This is a genomic window from Sodalinema gerasimenkoae IPPAS B-353 (genome assembly GCF_009846485.1).
GTDB lineage: Bacteria > Cyanobacteriota > Cyanobacteriia > Cyanobacteriales > Geitlerinemataceae > Sodalinema > Sodalinema gerasimenkoae.
The window spans coordinates 3,578,847-3,591,405 of the sequence record NZ_ML776472.1 but is presented as its reverse complement, the minus strand read 5'-3'; the positions used below and the strand labels follow the sequence as shown (position 1 = coordinate 3,591,405).

The following is a 12,559-nucleotide window of genomic DNA, read 5'->3' as shown; positions in this document are numbered from 1 at the left end:
GGTTTCCATTACAAGGCTCCGGCAGCGGTTTGGTCAAACACCCCATCACTCAGATGAGCGGTGATGTTAGAGCTTTGCAGCACAGGATGACCGGCTGATCCCCTGGGATAGTCGATGACACTGACGCAACCGTTGCCCTGTTTGAAGTTCCAGAAATGTTCAGGACCGAGGCCAAAGAGGTTACAGAGAATGGCTTTGTTGACCGCGTCATGGGCCACGACAATCCCGGTTTCTTGTCGGTCAGCATAGGTCTGGACAATGGCATCCCAGGCGGTTTTAGCCCGTTGCCAGACTTGGTCTAGGTTTTCCCCATCGGGCATTTGTACGGTTTCTGGGGTAACTTTCCATTGGTCGAGAAGGTCGCCATATTCGGCTTGGATTTCGGCTTCGAGTTTCCCTTCCCAGAGTCCGTGACTAATTTCTCGTAGTTCCTCGTTTTCGGCGAGGCTGACCTGGGGGTGATGTTCCAGAATGAGTTGGGCCGTTTCTTTGGGCCGCAACATGGGACTGGTGACGGCGAATCCGATGGGGGTTGATTTAAGGAACTCGGCGACTCGTCGACCTTGGGCGCGACCGTTGTCGTTGAGGGGGACATCGATTTGCCCTTGGAAGCGGGATTCCCGGTTCCATTGGGTTTCCCCGTGACGTACCAGGAGAATGCGGGCCCCCTGATGACCGGGACGCAGATCGGGGAAGGGGTCACCGCCGAGATGTCCCACTTGGTTCATGGACTCAAGTTGTACGATGTCCTCTAGGCCACCGGCGAAGCGCAGGACGGAGATGTTGCAGTTAGACTGTTGGATAACCTGGTACTGGTCGGCCCCAATGCCTAAGGCGGTGGAGATGAGACAGCGGTTGATGCCATTGTGGGCGACGACGGCGATGGTTTGCCCGGAATGTTGGCTGAGGAGGGATTGCCAGAATTGTTGGGCTTGGTCGCGCAGGGCCGGAACCGGAAAGTGCGATCGCACTCCCCCATCGTCTGTGGGAATCTCCATGGAGAAGTTATGGGGTTCCTGTTTCCAGCGGCGATAGTCGTCGGCGAAGCGTTCTTTGACTTCATCGCGTCGCAGTTCCTCCCAGAGGGGGAGGTCAACTTCTAGGAGTAAGTCGGAGGGGGTCGGGTGTAAGTCCTGAGAATGCTGTGAACAGACAATTTCGGCGGTTTCTCGGGCGCGAGCGAGGGGGCTACAATAGAGGGCATTGAGAGAAACGCCTTGTAGGGCGCGTCCCACGAGTCGGGCCGAGTCTTGTCCGGCGGGGGTGAGAACGGATTTGTCGCAGCGTCCTTGCATCCGCTGCTCTAGGTTATAGGTGCTTTGTCCGTGACGAACTAAGATGACGGTAGTAGCCAGGGGTCTATCCTCCAGTGACGGGCTTGGGAGAGTGCCAGCATCGGGGACTGGGTGGGTGATGCTGGAGTCAGGGGCGATCGCGCCAATGACCAGAGGCAATTTTAGCACCTGGTCGTCCCCCGGGTCCCGGCTTTACCCGCAATCGGGCCGGTCTGGGAAATCGGGTTGAAGTTCATCCCTAAATGACGGGTCATCAAACGGTGTGCCACCCTTTAGTCAACATCAAAGACCCAAGTTCTCAAAAAGCGGTGTGTTAGACTGAGGGTTAACGTCTGGCGCTCCAAGACCTATCATGTTAACTCTAAAGCAAATTATTTCAGAAGCCACCGCCTTACCGGATTCAGACAAAGCGATTTTGATTGAAAAAGTCATGGAAAGTATGACGGAGCAACTGGAGGCTGAGCCGTTAAGAGAAGGAGTCAAGATAGCTCAAGAACGCCTTGCTGAACTGGATGAGGGAACGGTGCAAACCATTCCGGGAGATGTGGCGTTGGCTCAAGTTCGGCAACTCTTCGGACGGTGAATTATGAGTTTCACCCAGCCGCCCTGCAAGAGTATGCGGAAGCCGTGCAATTTTTTGCTCAGTATAACCAACAGCAAAATTTCATCGATACTATAGAAAATTGCATTTTTCGTATTATTAGTGCTCCGGAACGCTGGCCCGTTATTGAGGGAAACATTCGTCGGTGTTTGACTCCGAAGTTTTCCTATTTTATCTTGTACAAAGTCTATTCTGAGCGAGTCGTGATTGTTGCAGTTATGAGTTGTCGTCGCGATCCAGACTATTGGAAGAGTCGCCTGGAATCGTAAACTATCCCATCATATTGTATGTATTAGACTTGGATTAACTCGAACCAGAAAGATGCCAATTGTTTTTTTCTATGATTCAGAATTTTTCTCTGTCGCCCACTATAGGAGATTACCATATGACGCTTTTGCAACAAGGAACCCATTTGTTGTTACCGAAAATGAGTGTTAGGGTTTGATGGGATCGGGTAACGCCGTCCAAAAGGCTTGTTCTGACCCCTTACGCAGAACATTCGTAGCACAGTGGATGTTCCCTTTAAGTTCATGATATTCCGTATCGTCGAGGAAGGCGACGCTTAATCCGGTTCCCTCAATGAGTTCTAAAAATAGCTCTTGTAGGCGATCGCCCCCATCGATGATTGCCCCGTGAGGATCGGGTACAATCAGGCGATCGCCCAAAACTAGCAAATTGACCAAGTTGGGGAAGATGGCATCCCCCAGAGGACGGTAGAGGGAGGGAACGAGACGAATGCGGTCATCAGTGAGTTGAAACTCTCGTTTCAGGGTATCCAAAATTGGGTTGAGATGGTCTTGTTGGAGTTGGCGGTTATGGTCAATCAGGGACTCATTGGCTAATAGCTGGTTGATGGTGGCTTGTCCACTTAAGCCTCGGGCCAGGGTGGTATCCCCTTGTCCCTGTTCGGCTAAATCTTCGAGGAACTCCACGCCGGCCCCTGGGGAGTTGACGAGGGCCAGAAATGACCCCTTTCCGTCAGGGATGAAGCTGACAATTTCATCCACATGACCGATGTACAGCCAGGAGGTATCCAGGGCCACAGCGGGGGTCTGGAGTTGTTGCGCGTCGAGAAAGTCCAACAGTTCAGGATGGAGGCTGTAATCGTTGGCAACGCCGTAGTAAATGCGTCCCCAGGGATAGCCGGGAAGGGGTGGGGAGACTTCTAGGTTGCCATACCAGTCAATCCAGGAGTAGGCCTCGGGGAGGGACCGGGGTGCGGCGACGGAAAACCAGCCAAAGTCTCGGTCTAAGAGGGTTCGGGCAAAGCCATCAATGCGGGAACTGCGAATCCCGTTGAGGACGGCGGGGATGACATGGAGTTGGCCGCGACTGGGAAACTGCATGAAACCGATTTCCATGGTGTCTTGCATCCAGAGGATTTGACCGGAGTCGGTGGTTAGATCGAGGTTTTTGGCCTCGATTTCCTCTTGCAGTTGGGGGAGGAAGCGACTGTTGGGCCGGGGACTGACGAACACTCGTTCGGGTTGGGCCAGGTTAGATTGCATCAGCCAGGGGGTGACGCGCATGGCGATGCGATCGCGTTGGACAATCTCGTCACCATCGGGGATAAAGGCAGTCACGACGGCAAAGCCGTTCCAGTCTTGGTGGGCGAATTCCGTGGCTTCCATCCCTAATACCAGGTCACCGCTGCCGATGAGGGAGGTTTGTCCGGTTAAGTCAATGGGAATCCAACCCTGATGGGTGCGCTGAAAGGCACGTAAGTAAGGGCGTGCGGCGTGGTTGGCATGGAGGAAGATGGGGGAGTCTTGCCAAGGTTTGGGAACCTGTAGACGCAGCAGGGCCAGTTCGCGATCGCGCCGGAAGTCGATAGGACGGCTGTTTTGCCAGTCGGGGACGCCGTTGAGGTTGTCATCGTCTTGGTTAAACGGAAGCAGCATTCCCGCTTTCCAAGACCAGCGATCGCGGCCCTCCACATCGTCGTCTTGGCTGACAATTCCATTGCGGTTGGTGTCACCATAGAGGAGAATTGGGTCTTTTGACTGACCTGAGGGGGTGGGGAGAGAGTCGGTGACGTCTTCGAGGGACAGGTCATCGACGGAAGTTTCGAGGCGGGAGAGGAGTTCAGGGGGGACGAGTTGTTCGGGGAATAGCCCCCCAGTCAGGCGATGAGCGTTGACAATCAGGAGAAAGGCGATCGCCATCGCCAGCCAATACCGTCGTTTCATAGTCTATCCAGTGAACTACCGCTACTCCCCCTTGCTGACAAGAGATGAGAGTATCATAACAAGGTGAGCCAGACGGGCTACCACACTGGCTGCAAAATTTTCAAAATCTATGGTCACATTTCCGTAAAATCGTAAAATGGCTCTGTAGCTACAGTTTGACCGATCATTTTAGTCACAGGTGTTATGAACCCAACCCTTCCCCAATGCCAAAATCTGGATACTCAGGTGCAAACCCTAGTTCAACTCCAGAATGCTGAAGCCACACTCCCCAGTCAGGATACTGCAACAATCCGCACCTCCCTTAATAAGGCCATCTCCCCCCGCTTTGAAATTGTCTTTGCGGGGGCATTTAGTGCCGGGAAATCGATGTTGATTAATGCACTTCTAGAGCGAGAACTACTTTACAGCGCCCAGGGTCACGCCACGGGGACGGAATGCTACATTGAATATGAGCCAGATCCAACTCAGGAACGAGTTGAGTTAACCTTTCTCAGCCAGGTGGAAATTCGCCAACAAATTGGGGAGTTGAGTCAACTGCTGGCCATTTCTGAAATGGGTGATTTGAGTGATACCCAGCAACTGGATAAACTCAGCCAAATGTCTCAAGGCATCTGGGAGGCTGAAGGGGGTGAAAGTCGAACGGAACGGGCGAAACAGGCGAAGTTATTGGAACAGCTTATTTTGGGTTGGCAGGCCAATCGCGATCGCATTGATACGGTCAACAATGCTACCTACTCGATGGCCCAACTCAACGCTAACAGCCTGGATGAAGCCTCCCAATATGCCCGGCGTAGTCAAAATAGTTCGGTTCTCAAGAAAATCAACTATTACTGTCATCATCCTCTCCTCGAAGATGGCAATGTCATTATTGACACGCCGGGAATTGATGCTCCGGTTAAAAAAGATGCTAAAATCGCCTATGACAAGATTGAGCATCCTGACACGTCTGCGGTAATCTGTGTGTTTAAAACCGCAGCTAATGGGGAGTTGACGACCGAGGAAACTCAGTTATTGGAGCGGATTCAGAAGAGTCCGGGGATTCGCGATCGCGTCTTTTATGCCTTCAACTATATCGATGCAACTTGGTATGATGACCAACTGCGGAATCGCCTGGAATACCAGATTAAATCGCAATTCCGAGGGGGCGATCGCATTTATAAAACCAGTGCCTTGCTCGGCTTCTACGGCAGTCAAATTCGCCAAGCCAGTCCCGAGAACCATTGGGGACTCGATAGCATTTTTGCCAACACTCCCTCTACCTTTGATCAACAAGAACTGACCCCAAAATTCGTTTTCGAGTTTAACCGCTATTTCTCCACTCCTGGACGCTTATCTCGGACCAGGTTTCCCAGCACCCCAGCCATTAGTAACGCCGACAGCGAGAAAGAGCAATATCAGCAAATCCTTAACACCTATGGACAAGAACTGATTGAACAACTGGTTCGCGACAGTGGGATTCAGGAGTTTCGGCGAGAAATTACTCGCTACCTCATGGAAGACCGCCGTCCCCAACTCTTTGAAGCACTCGCCAATGACCTGCGGCCGCTTTGCATTGAACTCCGCAACTACTATATCCATACTTGGAAGGAGTTAGAAAGCCAACCCCAAGAAATTGACACCATCAAAGAGCAGCAGGTTCAACAACTCAACAAAGAACTCAAACAGATTGGTGACGATTTCAAAGACCATGTCACCACCTATCTCAATGAGTCCATCGCCGACAAAAACAACACCAGCTATGAGCGGGACTTCCGCCAGTTGCAAAAGCAGATGTTGCAAAAGCTCGATGACTTGATTGAAGAGTTCTCCGTTGGCGAAACCTACAAACTGGCTCAAAAAAGTCACCCCGAACATGCTGTTGTTCCCATGATGGCAATTTTAGTTGAAGCCTTTTATACCCTGGCCAATCAACTCAAAGCCGTTTTAGTCAACGCCTCGGAAGAGTTAGTCGCCAACTATTTCTTCCAACTTCGGGAAAGTATCCATAATGCCGAGTTTTACAATAAACTCTATCGTTTCCTCGGCAATGATGCCTCAATTGACCAGAATCTCTCGCGACTGGAGGAGCGGGTTCGGGATTTTGTCGTCGGACAAGCGGGGTATGAATGTGATACCTATGTTCGGGAAACTCCAGAATTTTATGGAGAAAACACCGTTCCTAACTTCCAACTGCGTCAAACTCTACAACAAGCCTGTCGTTCCCAAGATTATGAGGGGATGGTAGCGGCGGAACCGGCGATTCGTCAACTGTTGCAAGTGGATTTTGAGAAAAAGGTCAAAAATACGGTCATTCGTCGCTTTCGTACGGTTCTAAACAGCATTCTCAATGAGCGGCTGTTTCAAATGGCCAACGAACAATCCCAGACCATTTTATCTCAGTATGAATTGGCGCGGACGAATCTGGCGAAAACCCTAGACCGGGAGGCGGAAGCGAAACTGGAACGGAATCGTCAATACCAGGCGGAGGTTCAGGAGAACATTGAGCAATATAATGAGGCGATTCAGGGGATTAACGGCTGTCTGGAGGAAATGAGTCTCGGCCGTGTGAAACTCCCGCCAGTTCAGGAAGCGGATTTACAGATTTTCACGCCAACGACGATGATATCAGAGGATATCGCTGAGGTTGAGGGGGATTTGGAAGTGGCTCCTTCTGAAGCTGAGCGAGTTACTGAGGAGACGGTGGTTGAAACGCCTGAAACCACGTTCCCCATTCCCGATGAGGATGTGAACTTCTCCAGTTTCGGCGACGGCTAATTTATCGATACCTGGGGTGAACGCCAACGCTTCACCCCTTAATCTCACTGAGTGTAATTCTATGGAACCGACACCCCGCATTATTTTTCCCCCACAGGTTCGCCGTTATGTCTATGAACGGGATAATTTTACCTGCGTCGCCTGTGGGAAGACTCACCAGGAGGCTCAATTGACCATTGACCATATTATTCCGGTCTCGAAGGGGGGGAGTCATGATTTAAGTAATCTGCAAACTCTCTGTTTTACGTGTAATCGCCTCAAAAGTAATTATGCAGACCCCCGGTTTCGCCGTCGTTATAGCGATTGAGGACAGCAATCACAAGGGATTAGGGCAACCACAAGAGATTGCCCCTACGGTTATATGATGTTTTATTTTGGGCAACCACAAGGGATTGCCCCTACAATGATTTTGAACTGGATTCTGGATTTTCGATGACCACACCTCTGTCTCAAGGCCGCTCATTCTACCAAGCGGAACCTCTGATTGCTCGGTTGCGGGGGATTATCCGCGATTACCCGGAGGGGGTGGGGATTGTTAAGGAGTTGATTCAGAATGCGGATGATGCGGGAGCGACTCGGGTGGAGATTACCCTAGATTGGCGAACGCATCAGGCGGCGGCAGTTCCGGGGAATCTCCAGAAACTCCTGGGGCCGGCCATGTTGGTCTATAACAATAGTAGCTTCCGCGATCGCGATTTTGAGAGTATCCGTAGTCTGGGACAAAGTCAGAAGGCGACGGATTTGCAGAAAACCGGACGCTTTGGGATTGGCTTTAATGCGGTGTATCACGTCACCGACTATCCCAGTTTTATCTCTCGTGAACGGCTGATTTTCTTTGACCCCCATGGAGATGCGGTTCCGGGAACCTCGAAGGCGGAACCGGGACGAGAATGGGAGTTCGCCGCGAGTGGCTGGTGGGAGGATTACCCTGAGGTGATGGCTATCTATGAAGCTGGAGGGGTTCCTCGGGGAACTCGGGATTTTCAGGGAACCCTGTTTCGTTTACCGCTGCGAACGCCGCAACAGGCTGAGGTGAGTGAGATTCGCAATCAACCCTTTGAAGAGTCCAATGTTCGGGAACTGTTGACGGAGTTGCAAGATTGCGGGGAGGAGTTGTTGCTGTTCCTCAAGTCGATTGTCGAGATTCGTGTATTTGAGATTGCGGCTGATGCTGGGGGGGACCGGGAGGAGGTGTTGCGGATTACCACCGAGAATCCTGAGGAGGTGACGGCGGCGCGTCAGGAGTTGATGACGGCGATTCCGGAAACGGCGGTGGAGTTGATTGAAGCGTGTCGCCGTCAAGGGAATGTGTTGGGGTTAGTGTCGTATCGTCATCATCTCGAAACGGTGAGTTCTCAGCAGGTGACGAGTTCGAGTTGGCGGATTGTGCAGTTGCTTCGCATTGATGAGGGGGAGGAGTTGGCGACGGTGATTCGCTCCCTGTCGGAGAATCAGGAGAAGGTGTTACCTTGGACGGGAGCGGCGGCCCGGATTACAGCCAGTCGGACGAGAGGGGTTCCGGCGGAAGTTCAGGGAAAGGTATATTGTTTTCTGCCGCTTCCGTTGGCGTCGGGATGGCCAATTCATCTGAATGGCTTTTTTAACCTCAATAGTTCTCGGGATAATCTCAGTAGTGATTCGGGACAGACGGGGAAAGACCGTCCGCGAGCGGTTTGGAATCAACGGTTGGCTCAGCATGGGTTGGCGATCGCCTGTGCGGAGTTATATCGTAGTTTGGTGGATGATATTGGCCGTGAGAGTCCCGAGACGTTTTATAAGCTTTTCCCGACGGAGAAAATTACCACCAGTCCGGCATTGGGTCAGTTACATTTAGAGGTCTTTAAGCATCTGGCTCAGCGTCCGGTGATTCGCTCCACGGTTCGGGAAGAAGAGGATGCGTTTGAGGTCAGTCCTGATGGAGATTGTACGGTCAATCGATGGGTGAAATGGCTGGAACCTCAAGAGATTCGCCAAATTTCCTCATCCTACTGGTCAAAGTTGGTTGAACCCTTCCGGGTGGAGGGATTAGCCATCGCTGACCCCCAAATTCCTCGTCAGGTTTCTCTACTGTTTAAACAGGCGGGTTGTCCAATTCAAGAGTATAGTCCTGAGGATTTGCGGGACTCTCTCCGGGTTGAGGAGAGTTGGGGAATGCCATTTGAAGAGGCTCCCATGCGAATGTTACGGCGGATGGATTGGATTGAGGCCTTAGCACGGTTTGCCGTGTCAGACCGTCCAAAGTCCTTGCGAGGATTACCGCTGGCACTCTTGTCTAATAATCGTTTGCAGGTCTTTGGTTTTAATCCTTCGGGGGTGGTTTATCGAGCTAATGACCAACTCAAAGCCCTGTTTTATCAAAATCCTAGCTGGTTTTTGCATTCAAAGGTCAGGCAGATTTTTTACGCCTGCAAATGTTCAGAAATCGTATCCTTAGATGCCTTGCCAGCAGCAAAAAAGTTGGTAGAAGTTTTTCGAAAACAAGGAATTAAATCTGGATATCTTTGGCGTCCCTCAGGAATTGAGTTTCCCAATCAAGACTGGCTCATCAAGCTCTATCACTACTTCGGTAATTATTGTCTTATTTCTGCTCGTCAAAAGAGTCAAGAAACTTATGATATTCTACAGGTCTTATCGCAAATTCCACTCGTTCCTGCCTCCGATGGACGGCTTTATCAGGGAGGTCAGGTGGAAATGCCGTTATTGCCTTTTAATGATATCCCAAGTCCAGATGAGCAAACCTTGGACTATTTTGGCATTCCAGTTATCAAAGCCAGCAAATCACTCAAAACACATCTTGCTAAATTTACCCAAACAAAAAACAATCCATTCATTCGCTATTTAAGTGGAAACAGTATTGTCCGCCTGCTTAGCCATCGACCGATGGAATCGTTCCCACCCTATCATCCCAAGCATTCCCCGAACTTGCTGGCATATTTATCTCTCCCTAAGTTTGTTGAAGGCAATTACCAATATTCCGAGAAATATGTCCAAGAACTGCGGAAGCTACCAATTTTTATCACAGCAACGGGGGAACTTACAATACTCAATCGCCCCAATCTTTATCTCCCGGCAACGGGTTGGGACATCCCAAATCTCAACATTGAGTTCACCCTTTTGAAGGTTGAGCAAGACGGTCATTCCTGGAGGACTCTCTTAGAGGACTTGGAAATTCCTGAACTTGACCCATTTACCTTTATTGAAGATTGCTTGCTGAAAGAATATCCCTATTTCTCAGAACAGGAACAACGAACGGCTTTAACTTGGATTCGGGATAACTTCTCTCGTGACAAATTCGAGTCTAGCTCTTCGTCCGTCTGGCGAAACCTGCAACAGGCTCGTTTGATTCGCTGTGAAGATGGACGGTTGCGAGCAGCGAGGGATTTATATCATCCTGAACAGCGGTTCTTAAAGGGGATTTTTGGCGATCGCATCCACTTCCCCGACCTCAATTTTTATCAGGATAATCCCCAGAAATGGCTGGATTTCTTGTCTCAGTTAGGACTGCAAGACAAGGTCAGTTCCACGGATTGGCTCACCGCATTAGATCAATGTCTTGACAGCAGCAACCCTCAAAATTTAGACGCCAGTTACCCCCTGTTGCAACAACTTTGGCACTATCTCCTAGAAAATTGGTCAGATTTACAGGAAACTCCCGTCACAACCGACAAACAATCTCTGGCGGAGGTATTGCGAGAACGCTCCTGGCTCCCGGTGGAACGCAATCCCGAGCGGTTGCAAGCCTACGCCGCAGCACCGATTCCTCCATCTCGACTGTTTCAACCGCGAGAGGTTTGTTGGGAAGAGGAGGCGACGTTGGCGATTACCTCAAAACCCTTAGTTCTCTATCGCCAGGATGAGGTTTCCAACAAGATTCAAACGGCGTTAGGCTTTGAAAAGGTGACGTTTGAGCAGGTGTGCGATCGCCTCGATGGAATTGTAACCCTCTGGGAACAGTGGTTCACCCACCCCGAGTCAGCCAATCCCACCGCCAAGGTGTTCGACTCCGCCAAGGCTATCTATGGCTATCTCTATCGTTATTTCAACAACTCCCGCCACCGCCAGCAAAGCCATTCGCCGCAACTTCAGGCCCGTTTTGCCAATCACTGTTGCATCTGGGATGAGGGAACGCAACGGTTTTGGAAACCCCGCCACTGTTTCACCCAAGCGGTTCCCTTCTTTGGTTCGCGACGGGTTGAGATTTCCCTAGACGGCTTTCCAGAGTTGGGACTTGATTTGCTCTATCCCTTGTTGGGAGTTCGGAAAACGCCGACCGTTGCCGATTATCAGGAGTTTTTGCAGGAGTTAGCCGCTGAGTTCGGGGAAACGCCGTTAACGACGCTGGAAATTCCCCAGGTGTTGACGGTGTTGCAGCGGTTGGAGGCACAATTGGCTCTGGAAACGACGGAGGGAGGACTCTCAATTCCCCTGTTGACGGCTGCGGAATCGTTGCGAGAGGCGGAGACGGTGCTGATTCCCGATGCGACGTGGTACAAACCCTATGTGCAACCTCGGCGATTGTTGCATCCTCAGGTGTCGCCGCAACTGGCGCGTCGCCTGGGAGCCGGTTCTCTGTTGTGGGATGTGGAGGAAGAGCCGGGAGAGGTGACGCCAGTGGATGATGAGGCGCTAAAAGGGGTGCAATGGTGCGATCGCTGGCAAAAAACTATCAATTCTCCCCAGTTTGTCCAGGGATTGCAGCGATTATTGGCTCAGGAGGGGAAAGATTGGACTGCATTGGTTGGCGATCGCCTCCAGTCACTCCGGGTTCAACTGGCGGCTCAGATTAATATGACGCTCGTCTGGCGTGGGGAACGGTTGGCGGAGAATGTCCCCGGAACCCATTATTACGACCCTCTATCTTGTGGCATATTTTTGGCAAATTGTCAAGCCCCCACCATTGCGTTATCCTATCTGACGGATTCCCTGAATCAGCAATTGGGAGAATTAGCGTTGGGGAATTTGCTGCATCTGGCGGTGATGATTGACACGAAACCTCGACAAATCCCTGGATTGTTGGATCAGTTGCGGGTGGGGAGGTTACCGGAAATCCAGGAGGAGGATGTCGCCGCTTCGCCGTTGGATTGGACCTGGGTGGAGGGGTTTTATCAAGGGTTGGGCTATGCTCAGGTGGAGCGATTGTCGGGTGATGTGATGCGGGTGCGTTGTTCTGGGGGAACCGCTGGAGAGGTGGTGGCGATCGTGAAATGTCTTGTCGTTGACGATGAGGCGGATGGGTTGATCTTACAGTTAACGGAAGAGGAATGGCAGACGATTCTTATGTATCCTGAACCTCAGCAGTTGCAGCTTCTGATTGGGGTGGTTGAGTCAGGTGCAATGACGCGGCTGATTCTGATTCGCGAGGTGGTGGCGACGTTAGGAGAGAGTGAGTCTCAGGTGAAGGCGAACACCGGTGAAACCCCTATTCATTTAGAGCATTTACCGGGTCATGAAATGGCTCAGTTATCGGTCAATTTGTCAAGTATTTTAGCTCAGGTGCAGTCGGAGATGATTCAGGAGTATCCGGGGATTTAAGGGGGGTTAAAGATTCAGCGTACATGGCTGTCTAGTCACTCCCAAAACGCCTAGGGATTTAATACCAATTTTCAGAAGTCGTGCCATAGATGTCCGTAGGGGCGTACCCTTGTGGTCGCCCTCCTCGGTGTCGGATGTATAGCAAGCATTTCGAAAAATGGTATAACAATAGGAGGGTTTAGACATTG

7 protein-coding genes are annotated in these 12,559 nt (G+C 51.2%); 5 read left to right on the top strand and 2 right to left on the bottom strand.

The genetic code is table 11. From position 1 onward, the window contains the following. Positions 1-8: 8 nt before the first annotated feature. A complete protein-coding gene (locus L855_RS15580) occupies positions 9-1,355 on the bottom strand; it encodes a histidine phosphatase family protein (RefSeq protein ID WP_219730023.1) in 1,347 nt (448 codons plus the stop codon). A gap of 292 nt (positions 1,356-1,647) precedes the next feature. Here L855_RS15580 and L855_RS15575 point away from each other — a divergent pair, with 292 nt between their 5' ends. Further along, positions 1,648-1,878 carry an addiction module protein gene (locus tag L855_RS15575; protein WP_159789551.1) on the top strand — a complete coding sequence of 77 codons (231 nt, stop codon included), beginning with the start codon at positions 1,648-1,650 and terminating at the stop codon, positions 1,876-1,878. Beyond that, entirely contained in the window at positions 1,875-2,165 is a 291-nt protein-coding gene (locus L855_RS15570) for a type II toxin-antitoxin system RelE/ParE family toxin (protein ID WP_159789549.1), read from the top strand. The genes L855_RS15575 and L855_RS15570 overlap by 4 nt, the downstream gene beginning before the upstream one ends. A 165-nt stretch (positions 2,166-2,330) precedes the next feature. On the opposite strand, the gene L855_RS15565 is transcribed toward L855_RS15570, so the two are convergent. Then, entirely contained in the window at positions 2,331-4,085 is a 1,755-nt protein-coding gene (locus L855_RS15565) for a protein-arginine deiminase family protein (protein ID WP_159789547.1), read from the bottom strand. Positions 4,086-4,268: 183 nt separating this feature from the next. Here L855_RS15565 and L855_RS15560 point away from each other — a divergent pair, with 183 nt between their 5' ends. From L855_RS15560 to L855_RS15550, 3 genes are all read left to right on the top strand, one after another. Further along, positions 4,269-6,839 (top strand): dynamin family protein, encoded by a 2,571-nt coding sequence (locus tag L855_RS15560; protein ID WP_159789545.1) that lies wholly within the window; start codon positions 4,269-4,271, stop codon positions 6,837-6,839. Positions 6,840-6,900: 61 nt separating this feature from the next. Further along, entirely contained in the window at positions 6,901-7,146 is a 246-nt protein-coding gene (locus tag L855_RS15555; RefSeq protein ID WP_159789543.1) for an HNH endonuclease, read from the top strand. Positions 7,147-7,271: 125 nt separating this feature from the next. Then, positions 7,272-12,371 (top strand): sacsin N-terminal ATP-binding-like domain-containing protein, encoded by a 5,100-nt coding sequence (locus L855_RS15550; RefSeq protein WP_159789541.1) that lies wholly within the window; start codon positions 7,272-7,274, stop codon positions 12,369-12,371. Positions 12,372-12,559 lie beyond the last annotated feature (188 nt).